Genomic DNA, 23,633 nt, shown 5'->3' with positions numbered 1-23,633 from the left:
ATGTTATATTGTTTAAGAATGTTTTTTCTTTAAATTCTACCTATGAGTATAAAAATACATCAAGATCTCTCAAACACAAAGAATGTAAAGAATATTAACAATGCGTGTGCGCTGGGAGAGATAATTCAGAAATCTCAAATAAATGCAAATGTTGCTGGGATATCTTGTTTTGCCTTAGGGATAATTTTCCTTTTAGCTGGAATTCTTCTTCTTGCTTATCCTTTGGCTCTTCCTGTAATCTCAACGGTTCTTGGGGCTCTGTGTATTGGGATAGGAGCTGCTTTATTCGCTTCTTCTATATCTCTGTGTGTTTTGAAGAAACCGGTCTTTTCTAATCAGATCATGAATTTATCAAATAAGCTCAAAGAATCTTATGATGCTCTAATTTGTAGAGAAAAAGAAATAAAAGCTCTTTCTTCTAAAGTTAGAAGTCAAGAAGAAGAGATTCTTAAGCTTAAAAAGGAAAATCAACACTTAGAAGCTTGTATTCTAGAGCAGCAACAAAGAATGCATAGTGAGCTTGATCGACTTTCTTCAGACGTTAGATGTTTAAAATCGCAGCAAAACCTTTAGATTTGCTAAGAAGCTTTTTGAAAGCATTTTAGAAGTTATGCTGTTTGACCTGAGACAAAACTATCTGAGTTAAAAATTTCTCTCCTTGCATATAAAGAATTTCTTGAGCGTGTTTTTTGCTATATTCTTTGATAATTTGATGTATTTTAGGATGATCTTCAGAAGAGCGACATTCTGAGAAAAATTTGTCTTCATTGTCTAAAGAATAGAAAAAATCTGTTCCCAGAACAATACTGGATAGAACTCCCAAACTTTCCGCATAGGAAAGATGTTTTTTTAAATCTTGTAAAGATTCCCCCACGAATTTTTTAACAACATTAAGGCCGATTATTCCTCCTCTCGAAGAAATTTCTTTTGCATGTATATCTAAGAGGTTTCTAGGGGAATTTTTCACAGTTCTAAAATTGGAATGGCTAGCAAGTACTCTTAAATTAGGAAGCTTGTCTAGAGTATAATCCAAAATGTCATCAACAAGCTTATCACTACAATGGCTAAGATCTACAGGAATAGCTAGCTCATCCATCAGATTTAGAAGGTTTTTTCCATCTGCAGAAAGCTTCCCCGGTTCTAAACAGCCACCACCAAAGCGGTTTTTCATGTTCCATACAGGGCTAAGATACGCAATAGGACCTTGCTTGGAAAGCATGATAAGTTGATTTAAAAGCTCTTCTAAAGGTTGATCATCCCCTCCCAGTCCTGAAGCATTTTCTAAACTTCGTATGATACTGACTTTGGGATTCTGAGAATCCGTATTAAGAGAGGGTTTTTCATAAGTTATTAATTGGATATGCGCCTCTTGATCAGGAAGGGAGAAAAACAACTGGTTTTGCTGCGAGAAGGTTAGGGAATCTCTGTAATGAGCAACATATAAGGCACAAACTTGCGTGGTAATTCCTCCTACCACTAGCTGCTGAGGGGAACAACGCACAGCAGGATCTTTTAAGGAGAAGGTCGGATGAGAAAGAAGATCTCCATGGAAGTCTATTATCATAGAGAACCTGCGGGAACATTTACAAGATAAGGGGAAAGATAAGGAGAAAGCTCAGGATACAGAGTTGTTTCAGGATTATAGACATAACATATGGAGGAGCAATTAGAGCTAATAGCTTGTCTTAGCTGAGAAAAGAATGTTTTTGGATGAGGAGATTTACAAACGAACTCATGATTTTTAGAGCTTTCCAAAAAGTAGGAGAGCTCGTCAGTATTCAGAAAAGTATAAATTTTTATGTTCTTAGCAAAGGAGTGATTTGTTGTGCGAAAGCGCATAACAACAGCTTCTAAGCAACTTTCTATAGAAACACATGAAATTACTCCCTCGCGATAAAGAATAAAAGGATCTACAGAAGCCACTGTAGATTCTAAACCTAAAAAGCAATCCCCATCAAATATACATAGATCCTCTGTTTTGAAATCCTCAAGAACCTCATGGGCATACACTGCAGGTGGGAAATCTGAAATATTTGCAGATGTCCCCACCAAAGGGCCGCAAACACTAATAAGCTCCTGAACAACAGGATGGTTAACTATGCGAAAAGTAAGCGTGCTTTCTGAAAACTCAGGATTTTTATTGTGAAGAATTAAAGATAGAGGGCCAGGAAGAAAGGTTTTTGCAACTCGAAGCTCTTGAGAAGATAAAGGCCTATGAATCATCTTTTCAATTTCTTCTAAAGTATTCACATACACTGCTAGTGTTTTACTCTTACTTCTTTTCTTCATCTGGTAAAGCTGTGTTTTTGCTTGTGGAGAGTGTTGAGAGCAGACCAAGCCAAATACTGTGTCTGTAGGAATGGCGACAACTTTTCCTAACTGGATATTGTAAATAAGATCTTCTAAAGATGAAGTAAGAAACGCTTGAGACACGAGAACCTGCTGTTAATAGCTTTATACACGCAAGAAGATAAAAAATTCTTTAAAGAGAAACGTTCATTCTGAACGTATCCATATTTTTTCTATGGACTTTTTTAGATAAGATTTTATGCTTTATACTTCTTTTTATACCAAAGAAATTCTTCATCACCCAAGGATGAGTTCCCTACTTTTTAAGTTTTTTAAGAAATTTTTATGACAACAAACTCCTTTTTTCGCCGTAAGCTTGCTGGTCTTGATGTTATTGAATGTCCAGGAAATCCTGAGGATCCTGTAATTATTTTATGCCACGGGTATGGTGCCCAGGCTGATAACCTTACTTTTTTCCCTTCAGTATGTTCTTTCTCTCAAATGAGGCCTACATGGATCTTTCCTAATGGGATCCTGCCCTTATCTGAGAAAGCAGAATATGGTCGTGCATGGTTCCCTTTAGATATATCTCTCTTTGAATCTTTAATTACGGATAACTCTAAAGTTAGTCCAGAAAAAGAACGTAAATACCGAGAATTATTTGATGTTGACCTTACCCCTGCTAAGGAAGCCATTGAAAACCTTATTACAGATTTACAACGCCCCTACAGACAGATTTTTATTGGAGGGTTTAGCCAGGGAGCCATTTTAACAACACATTTGGTGTTAACCTCACAAATCCCCTATGGAGGAGCGCTAATTTTTTCTGGGGCTTACGTATTTGATCAGGGGTGGGAAGAAGGCATACGAAAATGTGCTCAGGTTCCCTTTGTACAAAGTCATGGTCTTCAAGACACTATCCTCCCTTATTTTCTTGGAGAGAAGCTCCATGGTTTTCTCTCTCAACGCCTTCATGGAGAACTCGTCTCTTTTCCTGGAGGTCATGAAATCAGCTCGGGAGTATTGCAGAAAGTTCAGCATATCCTTCCTTTATGGCAAAGCGCTAGCTTCTAATTTTCTAGTTCGAGTAGCTAGAAGCTTCTGATTTCTGAGCTTGAAACCTCAACGATAGAAGCTGCAAAGCTACCCATTCTAGAACACTTGCTGCAGATGAGGAGTTGTCTAGAGCTTGATAGGCACTCTCTATAACTGTTAAAACTTTTTCTAAAGGCAACTTAGGTAAAAGAAGAGACTTGTCCTGATATGTAGGGTAGGATAGAGCTGAAGGGAAACATCCTAAATCTAACATATACCGATCGCGATATAGCTTTAAAAGCACTTCTAAGAACTTTCTAGCTTTATCTCTAAGAAGTTGCTTTTCAATGTCTGGACCTCCCTTAACAAGGTTCCCTACTTCTGTAATAGGGATCTCTTCTAAAGCACAACGATACATACATTCTATGGCTTCCTGATCAGGAAGAGGTATCTCTCTTTCTTTTAAGAAAACCCCTAATGTGCGTGATAAAATCGTTGCAGGCAAACGCTGAGGCTTTGTGGAGGTTAAAATTAAGATGGCATGGTGGGGAGGTTCTTCTAGCACCTTAAGAAAAGCAGATATCGCAGATAATGTCATCCTATCAGCTTCTTCAATGATATACACCTTATAGGATGCCTCAAAAGGAGGTATCCAAATGTCCTTCTTAATCTCTCTTGCAAGATCTATAGAGTGTAGTCTTCCTTTCCCTGAAGGGGAAAACTCATGAATGTCAGGATGGATGTGAGCTTGGATCTTATATTGAGCTTCTGGCAATCTTGACAAGATGATTTCAGCAGCAAGGTCATAGGCCTTATGACGAAGCATTTCATCTTGAAAGCTGTGCAACAAAATTGCCTGAGGAACTTCCCCGGCTTGGATTTTCAGCAACAGAGCAGACCAAGGATCATCTTCTATTGGCATAAGCCACACTGAATATGTTGTAAAACCTTTTTTACAGACTCCTCTAAGGACTGGCGAGCATCCAAAATCAAATAGCGATCAGGATTTGCATTAGCAAGAGCCAAGAAACCAGAGCGAATGGCCTCATGATAGCTTAAAGGGTTCTTCTCAAACTTATCTAAAGTTTTTTGCTGCACCTTTCTAGAAAGACCTATTTCAGCAGGAACATCTAAAAGTACAACGAGATCAGGAAGAAAAGGCTTAGGACCTATAGCTTGGTAGCAAAGATCTGAAACAAAAGACATCCCCAGCCCCTCAGCTATTCCCTGATATACAATTGTAGAATCATGAAATCGCTCGCAGAGAACAATATCTCCCCTTTCTAAGGCTGGAATAATGGTTTCTTGTATATGTTGAGCTCGTGTAGCTAAAAATAAGAAAAGTTCGGTATACTGCGATACTTTTGTCTCAGAAGCTTGTAAAATCAGCTCTCGAATGCGCTCTCCTAAGGGACATCCTCCAGGTTCTCGAGTCATTACTATAGAACGCCCTTCAGAAACTAATTTCTGATGCAACATCTCTGCTAAAGAAGTCTTGCCTGCTCCTTCTCCCCCTTCAAGAACTATAAACATCGCGTGATTTCCTAAATTGAAACGTTTTCTTTTTCTATCAACTCCGACTCACTGCTTTCATTAGAAGATGGCAATCTTTCCATCGCAACAAGAACGTCCCCATCTTTAAGATGCACAAGACGCACTCCTTGTGTAGACCTTCCCATAATACGAACATCTTGCATACTAATGCGAATCGCCTGTCCCTGTCCAGACATCAATAAGATACTATCATTATCCGCAACAGGAACTGCTCCAAGAACATCGCCATTTCTTTCATTAATCAATATAGAGCGCACTCCTATGCCACCACGGTTTGTTTCCCTAAAGTCAGAAACTAAAGAACGCTTTCCAAATCCATTTTCACATACCACAAGTACAGATTGGTTATCTGTAACTATCTGGCAACTAACAACACAATCCTCTTGATTCTTGAGAGAAACTCCACGCACTCCACGAGCAGCTCTTCCCATGGGACGGACCTTATCATGAGGGAAACGTACTGCCATTCCTAACTTTGTAAAGAGCATCACCCGATCATGTTCATTTTCAATGTGACAAGCAGCAATAAGCTCATCGTTATCATCTATCTCTAAAGCACGGATTCCTTTTTTCCTTGGGTTGCTAAATGCATCTAAAGGAACCTTTTTAACAACACCCTGTTTTGTAGCTAAAAATAAGAAGTCAGCATTTTCAAAACTTTTTACATTTAGAATTGCAGCGACCTGCTCTCCAGGACGAATCCCCTCTAAGAAATTAATCAGAGATTTCCCTTTAGATCTTCGTTCGCCTTCTGGGAGTCTCCAGACTTTAATCCAATAGCATTGTCCAAAATTTGTAAAGATTAACAAGTAATCCTTTGTAGAAGCAGAATATACTGCCTTTAAGAAGTCCGACCCCTTTTTCATATCAAAGCCCGAAACTCCATGACCGCCACGACGCTGCTCTCTAAAGACCTTAATAGGCATTCTCTTTACATAGTCATCCCCAGAAATCGTAATAATAACAGACTCATCGGTAATGATATCCTCAATATCACGCACATCATCAGCATCAAACTCTATCGTGGTTTTTCTTGGGGTCTTATGGTACTTAACAAGATCCTGAAGCTCGGTTCGTATAATATCCTTAACAAGCTCCTCATCCGCAAGAACACGTTTATAATAAGCAATCTTATCTAACAGCTCATCATACTCCTTACGCGTTTTTTCAGCTTCTAATCCAGTAAGTTGATACAGCCTAAGTTCTAAAATTGCCACTGCCTGAGCATCTGTAAAACCATAAAGCTCAATGATTTGCTGCTTTGCATGCTCTTTGCTATCACTATCTTGAATCGTCTTTACTACAGCATCCAAACACGACAAAGCTTTTAAATAGCCTTCTAAAATATGCGCACGAGTTTCTGCTTTATTAAGCTCAAATCGGGTTCTTCTTCGTAAAACTTCTGCACGATGGCGAATCCATGCGGAAATCATTCTATGGATGTTCATGGTCCTTGGAAGATTTTTATCCAAGGCCAACATATTTGCTCCAAAAGTCGTCTGGACATCCGTAAACTTATAGAGCCTATTAATCATGACTTCTGAGGATTCACCTTTCTTTAACTCTAGGACAACGCGAACCCCCTCCTTATCCGACTCATCACGAACATCAGAAATACCCGATAAAGTTTTATCATTTACAAGATCCGCGATCTGCTCAATCAGGCGAGATTTGTTAACGTTATATGGTATTTCTGTGATTACGATGCTTTCTCTATGCTTTTCTGTGTTCTCCTCAACATGGAGACGAGCACGCACTTTGATTTTCCCTCTCCCTGTATGATAGGTCGAGCAAATCCCTTCATGCCCGCAGATAATTCCCCCCGTAGGAAAATCTGGTCCTGGCATGACCTCCATAATCTCTTCTATAGATGCTGTAGGGTTGCTCAAGAGCAAAAGGGTTGCTTCAATCAGCTCTCCAAGATTATGTGGAGGAATATTTGTTGCCATTCCCACAGCAATTCCAGAAGAACCATTGCATAAAAGATTGGGGAATTTTGCAGGGAATACTGTAGGCTCATGTTTTGTTTCGTCATAGTTCGAAACCATATCTACAGTGTCTTTATCAAGATCTTCCATAAGGAAAATCGCACTATGAGTGAGCCTAGCTTCTGTATATCGCATAGCAGCAGCTGGATCTCCATCCAAAGAACCAAAGTTCCCTTGGCCATCTACAAGAGGATAACGCATTGCCCAAGGCTGAGCCATTCTTACCAAGGTAGGATAGATTACACTTTCCCCATGGGGATGGTAATCTCCAGAAGTATCTCCGCAGATCTTTGCACACTTTCTATGTTTTGCTCCCGGAGTTAAGCTTAACTGCCTCATAGCATATAGAATACGCCTCTGCGAAGGCTTTAATCCATCTCGAATATCTGGAAGTGCCCGAGAAATAATCACAGACATAGAATAACGAAGGTAGCTCTCCTTCATTTCCTCTTCTAGATTCTTAGGAACAATAATTTCTTCATTGTGCAACATGGGGCTCTAGGCTCCTAAATATCTAAATTATTCATCCGAATAGATAGGGCGTGACTCTCTATAAATTCTCTTCTTGGTGGGACCTCTTCTCCCATAAGCATTGTAAAAACATGATCTGCTTCTACAGCATCCTTCAAGGATACCCGAATTAATGTTCTTTGCTCAGGGTTCATTGTGGTATCCCAAAGCTGATCCGCATTCATCTCTCCGAGACCTTTGTAGCGCTGAATCTCGATTCCTTTCCTTCCTATAGTTTTAAGATAATTAATCACCTCTTGCAAGGTATAGCAAGTATAGGGCAAGATTTTAGAATCATCACTTAAGATTTGAATAGGATGAGTTTGAGGAATCAGATAGTTACGGATATCCATGCCGTAATCTTGAAGTTGATTTTGGATCTCTAGGAATACAGAAGGCTTATAAAGCTCTACAATTTTCACCTCTTCCCGGGCAAGAATTTGGTCTTTTTCTTCCTCAGAATACAGATACATCCCACTCTCTTTCTTGTTTGGAGTACAATAGTATAACGGATACCCCAGGGAGTCTTTGTACATCTCTAAAAACTCAGAAAAGGGTATTGCCTTTTTCTCAAGTGCTGTAATAAAGCTTTCTATGCTTAAAATCACCTTAACAAAAGAATCTAAAGCATCTCCACTAAGTTCTCTTTGTGTATCTGTAAATACAGCCCTACACTCTCCCATCCCTAAAGTTAGGAGATAATCATCCATCTCATTTTCGGATAAGATATAACGAAATTCTTTTTTCTTACTCACCTTGTATAAAGGAGGCTGAGCAATATACACACACTCATTCTCTATAAGAGCTGTCATATGCCGGTAAAAGAACGTTAGCAGCAATGTGCGAATATGAGAACCATCCACATCAGCATCTGTCATAATAATAATGCGTTTATATCGCAGCTTTTCAAGATTAAACGTATCAGAACCAATACCACAGCCTAATGCTGCAATAATTGTTCCAATCTCTTGGTTCTGGAAAATCTTCTGTAGGCGTGCTTTCTCAACATTTAAAATCTTTCCACGAATGGGCAGGATAGCCTGGAACCTACGGTCCCTTCCTTGTTTTGCAGAACCTCCCGCAGAGTCTCCCTCAACAATATATACCTCACATTTCTCTGGATCCTTCTCTAAACAGTCAATCAGCTTTCCTGGAAGACGCGCGCTATCTAAAGCACTTTTCCTTAAGGTTAATTCCCTGGCTTTCTTCGCAGCTTCTCTAGCTTGTGCAGCAATGAAAACCTTTTCTACAATAAGCTTGGCAATTTGTGGGTTTTCATCAAAAAATGTGGTTAAAACCTCTCCAGTAACCTGCTGTGCTACAGAACCTACACTTCCATTTCCCAACTTTTGCTTTGTTTGCCCCTCAAACTGAGGATTAGGCACCTTCACAGAAATTACCGCAGTTAATCCCTCTCGAATATCTTCTCCCGTAAGGGAAAGCTTCTCATTCTTAGCAAGATTGTTTGCTTTAATATAGGCATTTAAAACCCGAGTTAACGCAGTAGAAAATCCTGTAAGATGGGTTCCCCCCTGACGGGTAGGAATGTTATTCACATAGGAGTAAATCAATTCAGAATATCCGGAGTTCCACTGTAAGGATGCTTCAAACTCCGCATCCCCATCATCCCCAGGTCGCACCCCAAAAATATAAATAGGCTCAGGAAATAGGCTTTCTTTGTTTTGATTCAAGTAATTTACAAAAGATTGGATCCCCCCTTCATAAAAGAAGGTCACCTTATCAAAACTTACATCTCTATCATCTTCAAAATGAATGCGTATCCCACGATTTAAAAAGGCTAGCTCCCGAAGACGCTTCATTAAAATAGAACGATCAAAGACACAGACAGAAAAAATCTTTGGATCAGGATAAAAGGTAATCGTTGTCCCCTGGTTTTCTGTAGCCCCCAATCTTTGTAAAGGAGTCTCTGGCACACCTCGAGAAAACTCCATCTGATAGATTTGCTGACCCTTACACACCGTAGCAACAAGCTTTTCGGACAAAGCATTTACACAAGAAACCCCCACACCATGAAGTCCTCCAGACACCTTATAGCTATCCTTATCAAACTTTCCTCCTGCATGTAGTACTGTTAAGACCACTTCTAATGCAGAAATTTCCCTCCCTTGTTTTTCTGATTCCCTCTTGTGAATCTCTACTGGAATTCCTCGCCCATTGTCCGAAATGGTAATCCCTCCATCCTCAAGTATACGCACATTGATTTCTGTGCAATACCCCGCCAAGGCTTCATCAATACTGTTATCAATAACCTCATACACCAAGTGATGCAATCCAGAGATTCCAGCATCCCCGATATACATCCCAGGACGCTCACGAACAGCCTGCAATCCTTCCAACACAGTAATGGCAGAGGCATCATAATTTTTTACTTCTATATCCATAACTTACCCCAACAAAAACTGTATCTCCTGGATATTGGCATAAGGAACTATTTTATGTATTTGAGAAATTAGCTCTCTTTGACTTGCTTGCTTAAGCAGTGCATACAAAGACGAATTATATACTTTTACAAATAAAATTTGATCTTTAAAGCCTATTGCCTGAGACATTCCTGAGTATGTTTTTCCAAAAGCTTGATTCCATGCTTCAATTACTTCCTGAGGCTTTGAAGACACGATTCTTTGAATCGCTTTCAAATAACTATATACATAGTTTTTTGCATGCTTAATGGGAGAGGCTGTTCTTTTACTTTGATATTTCGATACTTTCGGCTTTAAGAGCATAGTTTCTCCATGAAATGATGCGTCATAAAGATTTGACATTATGCCACATCAAAAGAAGAGCTTTATATATCCTAGAGAAACGAAAAAAGTCAACAGATGAAAAGCTTCAGAAGGACACAATTAAACAAACGTACCCTTCTCTGAATAACCACTTAAAGACACTTCTTCAGACTCTTTATGAACAAGTTCTTTATTCTCTTCCGGCTCTATAAGATTTACAATATCTTGCGATGTTTTCCTAATCAATTTAGATATATCAAAACTTAGATTTGCAAATGCTTTATATACCTCCATAGTATTCTCTCTCTTTTTCGTCGCGGGAGAATCACAAAGAGGGATCGCATTAGCAATAATCTTTGTCACTCCATAGAGAAGATAAGCAACAAAAAATCCAGCAATAAATGCTACAGCCGCAGCACCACAAATACATACCGCCAAAAAGTGCCCAAGAACACGCAAAAGCAGCCCCAAAACCTTACAAACAAGCTCTGTAACAAAAGCTATCATCCCAAGACCGGAGATTTCTAACAATGCTCGCATACAATGCTCTTTCGCATATACAGGAGAAGCAACCTCACCAGTTTTATTCGCTTCTTTGCGGCTGGCTAAAATCACTTCGCGCAGCCTTTCTATACCAACAACAGCTCCAATAACGGGAATGCTTCCCGCCAAATGAACAAAAAATCTTACACAAGAAGTAATCCCGAAAGGGCTTTCATTTGGATTAATATACATTAGATGCTCTCTTGTCTTCTCAGGAAAAATTTTGTGGAAGGCAGGATAAAACTTAAAAAAAATAACTGTCAAGTTTTTTCCAAAAACTCACTTCTAATAAAAGTTAGAACTGATTTTATAAGAAAACCCATTCTAGAAGCGACTATTCTAGAGAGCAGATTAAAGGCCTAAGACACCAAAGATTTATCTTAGAGGGAAGATATGGAATTATAAGGTGACAGATACCGAAAAAATTAAACAATCCCAAGAGCATATGGTATAGCACAGTAGTGACAAGCTCTAAAATAGTGAGAACGCTGCTGAGTCCTAAGATCTCTAAAACTCCACGGAAGTAATGCTTATACCTATAATACGAGGCCGACTCTATCTGACACCTAGAGATCCCCCATTCAATTTTCTTTATATATTCTTCAGAAACTGAAGCTACTCTGGCGATTCTATTTACCCCAATATATATACCTAAAAGAGGAACTGAACCTATTAAGTTCTTTTTTAAGTCCTTTAAAGAAGGATGCACAGAAAATGCTGATCCAAAAGGATGATGGGTTACCGAACTAAACATTAGGCCTCTTAAGATTGAGGGGAAAGTGGTGTGGTTAAAATGTTCCCCTTATAGGTCTCTTCAAAAAAGAGCCTTACACGATCACTTTGCAACAGCTGCTTAAGCTTTTGGATTTTCGAAGTAGCTAAATCTTCCTTGCGAACGACAACAATATTAGCATATTTAGAAGTTGAAAAGTCTTCTAACCATAAACTATCCTCCTGCGGAGATAATCCTCCTGTAATCGCAAAATTTCCAGGAATAACAGCAGCATCTACATCTTGAAACGAAGACATCAATAATGGCGCAGCGATCTCATGAATGGAAATTTTGCGCTCTCCTAAAGTACATACATCCCTTTTTGTTGCATTTAGGGAACTTGTATGCTTAAAAGAAATTAATTCACAAGATTCTAGAAGATCTAATGCTCGCTGAGAGTTTGTACGATCTACAGGGATTGCTATGGTAAGTTTCCCCTTGCGTCTAAGCTCTTGGACACTTGAAAACTTCTTAGAATACAATCCCATAGGCTCTATATGAACTCTCACTAAAGGAACAAGCTCCTCAACGCAGTTATAGCGCTCACACTCATCTTGAAAAAATTCTTCATGTTGAAAATAGTTGGCATCTATTTGCTTATCTAAAAGCAAGCGGTTTGGGATTCGATAGTCATCAAGAGGAAGAACCTTTAAACATAGCCCTAGAGCCTTAGCATCTTCATTTAAAGCATAAAGCAGCTCTGCATGGGGAGCTGGGCTTGCGGCTATGCGCAAAAGATCTTGTGATTTTAAATTGTGACAACCTGTTGCTATACAAAGAACTACTACGCACCAAGCAAACTTCAATATTTTTTTCACAAAAGACCTCTTCGCTTCAAGATATTACGACCTAAGATGTCTCCAAAAATTCTTATACACTCTATAAAGAAAAGAGTAATCACGAGAACAGCAATAGTGATTTTCCAATCAAAACGATAATATCCATATTGCAACAGTATCTGCCCCAGCCCTCCCCCACCAACAAAACCTGCCAATGTAGAGCATGCTATAAGATGAACAATAACATTCTTAAGAGAAAAAATCATTTGAGGATACTTTTCAGGGAAAAGAATATCTTGAATAATTTTCCTTCTAGGAATTCCAAGAGCAATCGCTGGCTCAAGATAAGCTCTTCCGGCACATTGCAGAGATTCAGAGATTAATGAAGCAACAAAAGGAATTGTCCCAACAGTAAGAGGAACAATAGATGCTGTTGCGCCCAAAGAAGTCCCTACAAGTAAGCGCGTTAAAGGAAATAGAAGCACAATAAGTATCGCGAATGGAATAGCTGTAAGAAAACTTAAAAGCATTGAGATGACTGTATAAACTCCTTGTCGAGGAGAAAGACTTCCCGGAGAAAAATAAAAAAGAGTTACCCCTAAACCTCCCCCCAAAACACAGGCCAAGACAAAGGCCACACCTACCATATAAAGAGTTTTTCCCGTTTCTACAAATAAAAGACGGACCAGGTCTCCTTGCATCCCCCTACTCTCCTTCTTTAACAATCACACCCTGCTCTATAAGAAGTCGTTTCACTTTGATCCGATTTTCTCTCGTGCCCTCTAAAACTATGTTAAGGAAACCTACAGGCATATTACGAAATAAATAGACATTCCCAGACAGGATATTTATAGAGGCAAGCCCAGTCTTTGCTATATGACTGATGATCCCCCTCATAGCAAGCTCTTTAGGAAAACCCAGCCCAAGGAACTCTTTATTTTCAGATAGATTCACAAGAGACTTAATTAAAGAAAACTTCTGTAAAGGCTCGTGGAAAAGTTCTTTGGTAATTTCATTTTGAGATTTTAAAAATAAACTTTCTGTCTCACCAAATTCTTCTAACCCTCCATTATGCAGTACAACAGTATGAGAGCAAATATACTTTACTACATCAAGTTCATGAGAAACTAATACTAAAGTGATCCCCATGCTTTCATTCAGGTGCAACAAGCGTTCAACAACATCTTCTGTTGATCTTGGATCAAGAGCTGAGGTAATCTCATCACAAAGCAATATTTGGGGTTCACAAATCAATGCACGAGCTATAGCAACTTTTTGTTTTTGTCCTCCACTTAAACTCCCAGGATAGGCATCTTTTTTATGATATAAATTTAAAAAATGCAGCATTTCGTGCACTTTTTCACGAATCTCACTCAAGGGCATGTTCTTATAAAGCGTCTGCAAAGGATAAGTAATATTCCCCAAAACAGTTTTTGTAGAAAATAGCCCATAATTCTGGGAAATATAGGCAACTTTTTTAGCGAACTCCTGTCTTGAGACACCCTTTAAAGATGCGGGGTTATGAAATCCCGCTATAGAAATAGCTCCTGATGAGGGCAGCTCTAAGAAATCCAAACAACGCAATAGCGTAGTTTTCCCCGAACCACTATGGCCTATGATTCCACAAACCTCTTTAGGATATACCGAAAAAGAAATGTTTTTAAGAAGATAGTTTCCATTCACTTGTTTGCAGACATTTTGAACAGAAATAATAGGATGAGATTCTTTTAGCACAATGTTAGTCTGTACATCCGAAGCCCTGCATCGCAAGACTTTTAAAGTTAAAAACCAGAAAAATTAAACTATAACAACTATATTTCCACAAGGAGTAGGAAAATACGTAGCTATTTTATTAGTTCTGGAAGGAAAAATTGCAAACACTTTTTAGTTTCAATTAATGCAATAAGTTCATCTACCGTTATATTCAAACTATCCGCTAGCTTTTTGTAGTGACCAGAAGTAAATACTCTCGAAATAATTCCTCCTTGCATAGCTATAGAGAGAATCTTGGTAAGCGCAACTACTACTTTTTTTGGTAAGTATGTTCGTAATACTTTTTGTAAATGCATAGATTTTTTAAGAATAGGTAAAAATGTGAGCGACATAGGTAAAGTCTTTGGTGGATTTTCTGAAAGAAAGTTCAAAAATTGCTCTAATGCTTTCCTAATTTCTGGTGCTCCCTTAGCTAAAGAAGCTATAAGTCTGAGTCGAGAATTAGGTAAAGCATCTTCTACCTGTTTGATTTGCTCTTGCAGCTTAGAAGCAAATTGTTCTATATCATGTTGATCTTCCTCTATATCTGCAGAAGCTATATCTTTACGAAAATTCTTGGGTGTCAACTCATCTATGGGAAAACGAGCACCTTGAGAAACATCCTGAGAGCCTTCCTCAGTTCTTAAGGCTACCAACATCTTCTCAAATGCAGGATAGCTCGAACCACAAGTCATAATCAAAGCCCCAATGATATTCCCCTTCTCTAACAAGCGAATAACTTGCTTCGTTGCTTCTTGAGAAAGATTCAGTTGTTTCACAGATCCCACAACATAACATAGTAACTTAGGATCACCCAAAACCCATCCTGACAGCACAAGATTTATTGACATCAGGATTTTATTAAGCACGCCAGCAGAAGGCTTTTCTTTCTCTTTAAAAAATTTCTCAATTAGCTGCATAAGAGGAGGCAATATCTTGCCTGGTGTATGAATAGCATCATGAAACCAAGTCACACCATACGTTGAGTCGGTAAATAAAGTTGTCCCCATAGTAATGACGCTGGAGATCAGGTTATCTTGACCCGAAAAAGGATTAAATATCCCTATAATTAACTTTTTGACTAAGGTCTCTTTATTTTCGCCTCTATCCATTGTATCTATTAGGTGCCCTACAGACTGATATAGAGATGCTAAACACTTCTTTATTTTAGATTGACAATCTTTATAGAAAGCAGAAGAAACAACAGGGGGATTCTCTTCTAATAAAAATTGTCTAAGACGTAAAGAGGGGGCAACAAACTCTCCTGCTTCTTCTCCGCTATCACTTGAACTAAACTCTAAGTTCGGGTCATCTCCAGAAGATGGGGTATAGGGGCCTTCTACCCCTTCCCTAAAGGAACTGTGATCTAGTGTTTTTGACTTTCTAGGATATTTACGAATAGAAAGATGTTCACTTGGTTTTCCTATTTTAATTAAATCAATAGAATTTTTAAAATCCTCCATAAGGCGGTTAAAAGCTCGCGCACGACATACCCACAGCCCTACAGACACCCCAAGAAAAATAACAGCTGCCACCCCTAAAGCCCCTACAGCCACGGGAAATGCAGGGATACAATAGAGCAGAACCGCTGTAATTAAAAGAAGAGCAGCAGCCGCCACACCAGCAATTAAAGCGAGCTTATGGTAGCCACGAATAGAATTAACGATCTGCTGCTGATCAGGCGAAAGATTCGAAGAGGGAGAAGTTTTCGGATAGACTTCCTGAAACATAGAAATAAATTAATTAAATTATAAATACCATTTTATTAGAAGAGCTGCTAGAAGCCTAGATTTAATTTTGCATTTGAATGGGTTTTTATGTAAGCTCGTTCTTAACAAAAGTTAAAAACTTAATCAAAATGTTATAAGTTGTTTAAAGGAGTTTTTCTTCCTATGGCAGGAATTTATGATTTTCTAAATGATGACGAAGATAATCTCTTAACCTATGAATGTAAACTCGTTCGTAAAGAGACTCTCACCCTTCCCTCTTATAATTTTGTTGATGAGGTCTTTAGCTTGTCAGACCGCACGAATCGCGCGTTAAGATCTTTGCAAACACTGTTTTCTCATGGAAGATTAAAAGATACTGGATACCTCTCAATCTTACCTGTAGACCAGGGGGTAGAGCATTCTGCTGGAGCATCTTTTGCCGCGAATCCAATTTATTTTGATCCTGAAAACATTATTAAGCTCGCTATAGAATCTGGATGCAATGCCGTAGCTTCTACCTATGGCGTTCTAAGTCTTTTTTCTAGAAAATATGCACATAAAATTCCCTTCATTGTGAAGTTAAATCATAATGAGTTACTATCATATCCCACTACCTACCGACAAATTTTCTTTAGCCAAGTAGAAAGCGCCTATAATATGGGAGCTATAGCTGTAGGAGCGACAATTTACTTTGGGTCAGAAAACTCTAAAGAAGAAATTGTTACTGTTTCTGAAGCTTTCGCTCATGCCCGAGAACTAGGAATGGCAACAATTCTATGGTGTTATTTGAGAAATCCTGAATTTATTATGGAAGGCACGGACTACCATACTGCTGCGGATCTTACAGGGCAGGCAGATCATTTAGGAGCCACTCTAGGAGCCGATATTGTAAAGCAAAAACTCCCTACCTGCCAAGGAGGATTTAAAGCTATTAAGTTTGGGAAAACTGATGATAGAGTCTATTCTGAGTTGTCTTCTGTGCATCCTATAGATCTTTGTCGTTACCAGGTATTAAATAGCTATTGTGGCAAAATTGGATTAATCAACTCAGGAGGCCCTTCAGGAAGCGATGATTTTAAAGATGCCGTAAGAACTGCTGTTATCAATAAACGTGCTGGAGGAATGGGATTAATTTTAGGAAGAAAGGCATTTCAAAGGCCATTTTCTGAAGGTGTCCAGCTACTAAATTTAATTCAAGATATCTACCTAGACCCGAACATTACCATTGCCTAACTTTTACAAAAGGTCCCTAATGCATACTCATTCGAAATCAAAAAAATCTCTAGGAACATTCACCGTTGGGATGTTATCTTTAGCTGTAGTGATTAGCTTACGCAATCTCCCACTTACAGCAAAACACGGACTCTCTACGTTATTTTTCTATGCTGTAGCCGTAGGATGCTTTATGATCCCTTACGCTCTGATTGCAGCAGAATTAGCATCTTTTAAACCTTTAGGAATTTATGTTTGGGCTAGAGATGCTCTTGGAAAATGGTGGGGATTTTTTGCCATCTGGATGCAATGGTTTCATAATATGACTTGGTATCCTGCAATGCTAGCATTTATAGCCAGTACTATAGTCTATAAAATCAACCCTTCCCTAGCGCATAATAAGATTTATCTTGCGACTATTATTCTCTCAGGATTTTGGGGATTGACCTTCTTTAATTTTTTGGGAATTAACACCTCAGCAATTTTCAGCTCAGTTTGCGTAATTATAGGAACCTTAATTCCTGGGGTCATTTTAGTTTCTCTGGCTCTCTTTTGGGTTCTGTCAGGGAATCCTATAGCTCTTCCTCTTTCTTGGAGCGATATGCTTCCAGATTTTCATAACCCCTCTTCTTTTGTGTTATTAGCTGGAATGCTTTTAGCCTTATGTGGTCTAGAAGCTAATGCTAACCTTGCTTCTGACATGGTTAATCCAAGGAAAAATTACCCTAAAGCAGTGTTTATTGGAGCAATTTCCACTTTGGCAATTTTAGTCCTAGGTTCTCTATCCATAGCTATAGTCATTCCTAAAGAGGAAATCAGCTTAGTGTCAGGTTTAGTGAAGGCTTTTATTCTCTTCTTTGAAAAATATAACCTCTCTTGGATGACAAGTATTATTGTCGTTATGACAATTACAGGTTCTTTAGGAGAGCTAAATGCTTGGATGTTTGCTGGAACTAAAGGATTATTTGTCTCTACTCAAAATGACTGTCTTCCTCGAATTTTCAAGAAAGTGAATTCTAAAGATGTCCCTGTAAACTTAATGTTCTTTCAAGCGATCGTAGTGACTTTATTTACCTTGCTTTTTTTATGTTTGGATTCTGCAGATCTTGTTTACTGGATTCTCAGCGCACTAAGCATTCAGATGTATCTTGCTATGTATATATGCCTATTTATAGCTGGGCCAGTTTTACGAATTAAAGAACCTCGCGCACAAAGATTGTATTCTGTGCCAGGGAAGTTCTTTGGGATTTGCGCGCTTTCCTGTTTAGGAATTCTTTCGTGTATTTTTGCTTTATGGGTAAGTTTCCTTCCTCCAAAAGAAATTGCTCAGCTATCTGCAAGCGGTAGCATCAGCTATACCTCTCTTCTTCTTCTTGCCTTCGGCACTAACTGTTTAATTCCTTTTGGAATTTATTTTTCTAGAAAGCGCCTCCCTAAAGTATAACTGAACAACAGCCATCTCTTTTTAAGGAGATGGCTGCTTATCCTCTGTACTACTTGCTCCATTAAATAAGTATGGTAATAGTGCTTCTAAAGCCTGACCAGAGCGGATAGCGTTTAAAAGAGCGCCATACTCTATTCCTAAATGTGCAGCTAACACTGAAAGTTCTTTTCTTCTTACAACTCCCACTTGAAATACAGCAGAAACTATAGGACGGAATAAAACTAACCATTGTTTTATAGGCATAGCCTTTTCTAATAGCCCACGAATAAATGTTTGATATTTAGTATTACTTTGAAAAAGCTCAATTAAAATAAACAAATTTTCTAAAATGTTCGAATATTCCTTTAAAGCAAATTCATACAAATCTATAAGCTCTTTATAGTGTCTAGCCACAGATAAAGGAAACCTCCAATCTGAAGGAGAGCGCAAATCTAAGCAAAAAGCCATTTTAAGGCTCAAAGCATCCATAAATATTCTTAACTTTGGAGAGTTTTTTAAATATTCTACAGAATTCAACCCTTGAAAATATGTGTAATTTTCTAAAGCTGAAACAATAGGCTTCTGCTCTGTTTTTAATACACTTTTAATCTTTGCTTGCATTTCCTCAGTCTGAAGAGAAAGGATAAACTCTACGAAGTTTCCTTGAATTAAATATTCCTTAAGCTTTGGATTATTAATTAAAATCTCTGGGTCATAGGCATCTATACGCTTTATTGTATCTGTTTCTAAAAACCAGCCATAAAACCACAAGTTCAAAGAACCTAATGTTTTTTTACAAAGATCCGCATGTTCTTCCATAGAGGAAGCCAAAGAAAGAATATGATCTGCTATTTCATGAGTTAACTCTCGATGTTTAAGAAGTAGAATAAGAAAATCAGAGCAAGGATACTCAGTTAACAACTTGGAAAGATCGTATAAGTATTTACATAAAGGTTTTTTAGAACTTCCCCCTAGCCACTTAGGAATGAAAAAAGTTTTGATTTCATTACAAATTCCTAACACCAATCCAGGACCTTTCTGACATTCTATAACCGCCTCTATGCCATCCTTTACTAAAGATACTACAGACTTCTCGAGCTTTGTTAAGCTTTCTTCCTCTATCTTTTCCGGGAAATTTTTATTTTGATATTGTTGGATTTTAATGCAGATCAAAGACAAATCTTCTTGATATAACTCAAGCTGACTTAGTTTAGTCTCCTTATCCTCTAAAGGAAGGGTATTAATATCTAATAAAAATTCTAAATCTCTTTTAGAAAACTTTATTCTATCAAAATGCAACTTAGGAGTTACAGATTTACTAAAGTTTAAAGCAAAAATAAAAAGAATCCCGAATAAACATGTGCTGATAATAATGGGAAGAAAGATTGCAACAGCTACCATCAAAGACAATGCTTGACAGCCGATCAAAATCACAGGAAGAATAATCAAAAGAACTATAATAGAAAGAAATGTTGATGTAATAACAGCATCTCTAGAAATAAGAGCTCGGTAGTGCTTTAAGTTTAAAGAACAACTTCTGACATCCTCACTAAAAAAACAATTTGGAGAAAAAATAAACCACCTTTATTTTATTTTTCAGTGTTACAGAGATTTTAATTAAACTCTTTATAAGATTAGCTAAAAAAGAAGTAGTTTAAACATCCTGCGATTAAGAAAAAGATAATCATCGACATAATATCATTTAATGCCGTGACAATCGGGCCAGAAGCCAACGCGGGATCTACACCGAGCTTGGCAAAGAAAAATGGGGTAAACACCCCCAACGTAGTTGCTGTTAAAGATGCTCCAAGAATTCCAGCAGCAACAGTAACTCCTAACTGTAAACTGCTTCCTGAAAAAATATTTAACCCTAAACACCCCATTAAATAGACAACTGCACCACAAAGAACCCCAAGAAGCACCCCTGTTAGCAAGCCAATAGTCATTTCTTTAAAGATTGTCTCTCGGCGACGACCAAAAGATAGAGTCCCTGTTGCCATGCTTCTCACCAAAATTGTGCTACATTGCACACCAACGTTTCCAGACATCCCATTAATTAATGGGATAAAGAAAATAAGTAATGCAAGCAAAGCTGGAGAGATCTTTTGAAAATACGCCATGACAGAAGCACTGATTAACCCAGCAAATAAAGTAACTAAAAGCCATGGAGCCCTCAGAAAAAATCTGTGGAAAACATGGCAGCTATGATATCCTACATCTTCCGTAGTTCCAGCCATTCTTGCTATAGTTTCATCAGCTATATCTTCAATAGCTTCGACTACGTCCTCATAAGTAATTACACCGATTAAAAAATTTTCTTCATCAACTACAGGAAGAGCAGAAATTTTATAACGCTCAACAAGATCCACGACTTCATCTCGGGTGGTGTCTGGTAAAACCTTATGCTCTACTTGATTCATAATCTGCTTTAAAGAGACTTCTGGAGGATTGATAATCAGACTTCTATCGGTCACTACACCTTGAAGTTCCCCTTTGAAATCCAAAACAAATACTAAACGGGTTAAGTCTATCCCTGGATTATTACGAATGCATGCCGAAACATCTCTTACCGTCGTTTCCATAAGAAAGGCAAAAAACTCATTTGTCATTAACCTTCCTGCGGTATTTCTCCTATGCTTTTGTATATCACGAATTTTTAAAGCTTTCTTTGCATCTATTAATTCTAGGATTCTTCTATAACGACGATCAGGAATATCATCAAGCACCCACACAGCTTCATCTGGAGGCATCTGCTCAATCAAACGACAAATATCTGCATCTGATAACTGCCGAAAAATAGCCCATCTTGATGCTGAATCTGTATTGATAATAAAAGCGACTTTAGAAGCTATGCAAGGAAGGTTCTGATATAAGATAGCTCTAGATTCTGAAGGGAGGCATGATACAGCATAAGCAAGGTCTATAGGATTATATTCACTAACAATTTTTGTGAGGTCATGAGAATGAATATCTGCGGATAGACTCGTGAAAGCTTTTTCTAATTTGAAACTTAATTCATCATCTAAATGGCTCGTTTTCGAATCCATTAAGTTTCCGAAACTAAAGCCCTCATCTAACTTATCTTCATTTCGGTTTTGCTCCCCCACAATAAGCCTCTCTGATTAGCTAAAAATTCACGAAATGTATGTATTGCTCTTAAGTTTGCTAAATACGGGTCTTTTAACCACTGCGCTTCTGTAATCATAACTCCATGACAAGTAGAACGAATGACCATCTTCCACGCCTTTTCTACATCCTTCTCTACAGCATAAAGTCTTCCTAAAGTATAGTAGGCCTCGGGACATCCTAAAGATGCTGCCTGTTCTAAGTAAAACTTAGCCCTCTTTCCTAAGTCCAAAGTCTTTTCTTTCCAGAAGAAAAATAGATACACTTTTCCTAGTAAAAGTAAAATATTTTCATCCTCAGGATACACTTGTTGCAAATCTATTAAAATAGCCTCAGCTTTTTTAAATAAACTTTCTTTCTGAAGGATATTTCCCTTCCCTAAAAGCGTTGCAGCAAGAATTAATTTAGCTCTAAATGAAGCCATAGAGAAATCTATCTGAGACAATAAACTATAAGCCTCATCATAATAAGCTATATTTTCTTGAAGCTCCCCCAACAAATAGTAAGAATACCCCCAAAGCTCTAAAATCTCTACTCGAAAGCTTAGCTCCCAAGCTTTACGATAATAAAATAATGACTCTGTCAGGAAAATCTCCTTATATGCCTGATCAGAAGTCGCCTCAGCTAAACATTTTAAAGCCAACCCTCGATCGCTCCAAAATAAAAATACTTCCGGTCTTAAAGAACACAATCTACTTGCAATATCAACAGCTTTACTTAATAGTTGCGTACTTTTCTTTTTAACTCCCCAGGAAAAATATGCATCAAATAATTTTTGCAAAGCCCCCAGAGCATTGTAGTCCCATTCTATGCATGATTGGAAACAAGAGATTGCAGAAGAGAAATTCGCGTCATCGTTAAAATATAGTGCAGAGCACAGCTGAATGATCCCTAGAGCATATATTAAAGAGCGGTTCCCAGAAAAAGCCTTCATTACAGAAAGAAGCCGTAAGCGGCTTTCTCTAAATAAACCTGGCTCTTCCAAAGATAAGCCTAAAATTGCAATTCCTGCAGCTAAGGAACTAGAAAGCGAAATAGGATCTTCTGTTTTTTTCTGAACGATAGAAAACTTTTCTAAGCCTGCTTCAACAAGCTTAACATTATTATTTATCCACCCAAAGCGGATGAGCAAATCTCCCCAAACTTCCCAAAGATACACCAAATTAGGGAAAGATTGAATTGTCTGATATAATGTCAACGTAGCTTGCTGGAAGTGTTCGAACTTATAGCTCACATCAAACAGCTGAACTGTAGCCAACGCATAACGAAAGCGAAGACTCTCCTGATTAACCACATCTTCTCCAGAGCATAGAAAAATTGCTCGGGATAGTTGTGCTATCCCCTGCTCTATATATAGAGACTCACCTTTTCGCAAACCGAAACAAATTAATGCCTCAGCATAATCTTCTCGGATTCTTAAATTACTAGGGAATATGCTCAAAGCATGGGCCAAGCTTTGCATCCCATAGCTGAGGTCTTGAACTTCGGAATATTTTTGATATAAGGTTACAAAACTTTTTCCAGCTATATGATAAATCTTTGCGGAAGCTAGATAAGAAATCTCTTCATAATACTCCCCAGAAGCAAAGTGCTCCCATCCTAAACGATTCTCTAATTGAGGATGCTTGTCTAAAAGAGACTCTATAGCTTGAAAAGCTTCAACTATCTTAGATAAGAAATCTATGTCCCCAGAAAGAGAAAACATCTCGAAGTTAACACATAATCTTGCCGAATATAAAGATAGCTGATCCGATAAACTAAGCTCAGCCTTTTGAAATAAAATTTCTATGAAAGAGAAAACCTCTGAAAAAACCTGAGCATCCTTAAACTGGATCCCATAAGAGATCCCATGAAAAATAATTTTTTTTAAAGAACTCGGATGATCTTGAGATAACATGCGTATACTTTCTGATAGAGATAAAAACCCATTACCAGCCTCCTCTTGGAGGGAAAGAAGCTCTAATTCAGAAGTTAAAAAACTTATGATATCGCTATGATCATTAACTTCCTCTACCTTTAAAAGAGAATCAGATGTCTTAAAAAGCGGAAGCGATTTAATCATACCGATTTCATTATCCACAATTAAAGTTCCTCTAGTCATGTAAAAGCCTTAATAAAGCATTCACAAAAAATCTAAACGCCTTATCCAACGCAGTAAAAACTAAAAGAAGTTATATTAAAACTTTTAGGGTTTTAA

Annotated in this window: 20 protein-coding genes; 4 read left to right on the top strand and 16 right to left on the bottom strand. The window is 38.0% G+C overall.

Going from position 1 to position 23,633, the window contains the following annotated elements; translation table 11 throughout:
- The first annotated feature begins 42 nt into the window (after positions 1-42).
- Complete coding sequence (locus G5S_RS03850; protein WP_013712892.1) at positions 43-573, top strand: IncA family protein; 531 nt, start codon at positions 43-45, stop codon at positions 571-573.
- Positions 574-601: 28 nt separating this feature from the next.
- On the opposite strand, the gene G5S_RS03845 is transcribed toward G5S_RS03850, so the two are convergent.
- Together G5S_RS03845 and G5S_RS03840 are read right to left on the bottom strand one after the other, a co-directional pair.
- Positions 602-1,564 carry a membrane dipeptidase gene (locus tag G5S_RS03845; RefSeq protein WP_024010909.1) on the bottom strand — a complete coding sequence of 321 codons (963 nt, stop codon included), beginning with the start codon at positions 1,562-1,564 and terminating at the stop codon, positions 602-604.
- Complete coding sequence (locus G5S_RS03840; RefSeq protein WP_013712890.1) at positions 1,561-2,433, bottom strand: L-threonylcarbamoyladenylate synthase; 873 nt, start codon at positions 2,431-2,433, stop codon at positions 1,561-1,563. The genes G5S_RS03845 and G5S_RS03840 overlap by 4 nt, the downstream gene beginning before the upstream one ends.
- A 201-nt stretch (positions 2,434-2,634) precedes the next feature.
- On the opposite strand from G5S_RS03840, the gene G5S_RS03835 reads away from it, so the two are divergent.
- Positions 2,635-3,363: an alpha/beta hydrolase family protein gene (locus G5S_RS03835; protein ID WP_013712888.1), complete on the top strand. Its 729-nt coding sequence runs from the start codon at positions 2,635-2,637 to the stop codon at positions 3,361-3,363.
- A 4-nt stretch (positions 3,364-3,367) separates the two neighbouring features.
- On the opposite strand, the gene G5S_RS03830 is transcribed toward G5S_RS03835, so the two are convergent.
- The 11 genes from G5S_RS03830 to G5S_RS03780 all read right to left on the bottom strand — a co-directional run bounded on the left by G5S_RS03830 (position 3,368) and on the right by G5S_RS03780 (position 15,696).
- Positions 3,368-4,246, bottom strand: a complete 879-nt coding sequence (locus G5S_RS03830) for a DNA polymerase III subunit delta' (protein WP_013712887.1) — start codon at positions 4,244-4,246, stop codon at positions 3,368-3,370.
- Positions 4,237-4,857, bottom strand: coding sequence for a dTMP kinase (gene tmk / locus G5S_RS03825; protein ID WP_013712886.1), 621 nt, complete (start codon positions 4,855-4,857; stop codon positions 4,237-4,239). Before tmk ends, G5S_RS03830 begins: the two co-directional genes overlap by 10 nt.
- A gap of 11 nt (positions 4,858-4,868) precedes the next feature.
- Positions 4,869-7,358, bottom strand: a complete 2,490-nt coding sequence (gene gyrA, locus G5S_RS03820; RefSeq protein WP_013712885.1) for a DNA topoisomerase (ATP-hydrolyzing) subunit A — start codon at positions 7,356-7,358, stop codon at positions 4,869-4,871.
- Positions 7,359-7,372: 14 nt separating this feature from the next.
- The gene (gyrB, locus tag G5S_RS03815; protein WP_013712884.1) at positions 7,373-9,778 is read right to left on the bottom strand and encodes a DNA topoisomerase (ATP-hydrolyzing) subunit B; all 2,406 of its coding nucleotides are present in this window, start codon (positions 9,776-9,778) and stop codon (positions 7,373-7,375) included.
- 3 nt (positions 9,779-9,781) lie between these two features.
- Positions 9,782-10,120, bottom strand: coding sequence for a DciA family protein (locus tag G5S_RS03810; protein ID WP_013712883.1), 339 nt, complete (start codon positions 10,118-10,120; stop codon positions 9,782-9,784).
- A gap of 120 nt (positions 10,121-10,240) precedes the next feature.
- The gene (locus G5S_RS03805; protein ID WP_013712882.1) at positions 10,241-10,855 is read right to left on the bottom strand and encodes a hypothetical protein; all 615 of its coding nucleotides are present in this window, start codon (positions 10,853-10,855) and stop codon (positions 10,241-10,243) included.
- A gap of 142 nt (positions 10,856-10,997) precedes the next feature.
- Entirely contained in the window at positions 10,998-11,417 is a 420-nt protein-coding gene (locus G5S_RS04925) for a hypothetical protein (RefSeq protein ID WP_021757286.1), read from the bottom strand.
- A gap of 8 nt (positions 11,418-11,425) precedes the next feature.
- Entirely contained in the window at positions 11,426-12,253 is an 828-nt protein-coding gene (locus G5S_RS03795; RefSeq protein WP_013712881.1) for a MetQ/NlpA family ABC transporter substrate-binding protein, read from the bottom strand.
- Positions 12,250-12,915, bottom strand: a complete 666-nt coding sequence (locus G5S_RS03790; protein ID WP_013712880.1) for a methionine ABC transporter permease — start codon at positions 12,913-12,915, stop codon at positions 12,250-12,252. Before G5S_RS03790 ends, G5S_RS03795 begins: the two co-directional genes overlap by 4 nt.
- Positions 12,916-12,919: 4 nt before the next feature.
- The gene (locus G5S_RS03785) at positions 12,920-13,948 is read right to left on the bottom strand and encodes a methionine ABC transporter ATP-binding protein (protein WP_041467036.1); all 1,029 of its coding nucleotides are present in this window, start codon (positions 13,946-13,948) and stop codon (positions 12,920-12,922) included.
- Between the two features lie 110 nt (positions 13,949-14,058).
- Positions 14,059-15,696, bottom strand: a complete 1,638-nt coding sequence (locus G5S_RS03780) for a CT214 family putative inclusion membrane protein (RefSeq protein WP_013712878.1) — start codon at positions 15,694-15,696, stop codon at positions 14,059-14,061.
- Between the two features lie 162 nt (positions 15,697-15,858).
- On the opposite strand from G5S_RS03780, the gene G5S_RS03775 reads away from it, so the two are divergent.
- Together G5S_RS03775 and G5S_RS03770 are read left to right on the top strand one after the other, a co-directional pair.
- Complete coding sequence (locus G5S_RS03775) at positions 15,859-16,908, top strand: class I fructose-bisphosphate aldolase (RefSeq protein WP_013712877.1); 1,050 nt, start codon at positions 15,859-15,861, stop codon at positions 16,906-16,908.
- A gap of 19 nt (positions 16,909-16,927) precedes the next feature.
- Positions 16,928-18,331: an amino acid permease gene (locus G5S_RS03770; protein WP_013712876.1), complete on the top strand. Its 1,404-nt coding sequence runs from the start codon at positions 16,928-16,930 to the stop codon at positions 18,329-18,331.
- Between the two features lie 21 nt (positions 18,332-18,352).
- Here G5S_RS03770 and G5S_RS03765 read toward each other — a convergent pair whose 3' ends face one another.
- From G5S_RS03765 to G5S_RS03755, 3 genes are all read right to left on the bottom strand, one after another.
- Positions 18,353-19,759, bottom strand: coding sequence for a CT214 family putative inclusion membrane protein (locus tag G5S_RS03765; protein WP_013712875.1), 1,407 nt, complete (start codon positions 19,757-19,759; stop codon positions 18,353-18,355).
- A gap of 185 nt (positions 19,760-19,944) precedes the next feature.
- Positions 19,945-21,357: a magnesium transporter gene (gene mgtE / locus G5S_RS03760; RefSeq protein ID WP_013712874.1), complete on the bottom strand. Its 1,413-nt coding sequence runs from the start codon at positions 21,355-21,357 to the stop codon at positions 19,945-19,947.
- A 26-nt stretch (positions 21,358-21,383) separates the two neighbouring features.
- Positions 21,384-23,498 carry a tetratricopeptide repeat protein gene (locus tag G5S_RS03755; RefSeq protein ID WP_041467094.1) on the bottom strand — a complete coding sequence of 705 codons (2,115 nt, stop codon included), beginning with the start codon at positions 23,496-23,498 and terminating at the stop codon, positions 21,384-21,386.
- Between the last annotated feature and the right edge of the window lie 135 nt (positions 23,499-23,633).

Origin of the sequence: Chlamydia pecorum E58, from assembly GCF_000204135.1 — a bacterium.
Lineage (GTDB): Bacteria > Chlamydiota > Chlamydiia > Chlamydiales > Chlamydiaceae > Chlamydia > Chlamydia pecorum.
This window is presented reverse-complemented; position numbering and strand designations above follow the sequence as displayed.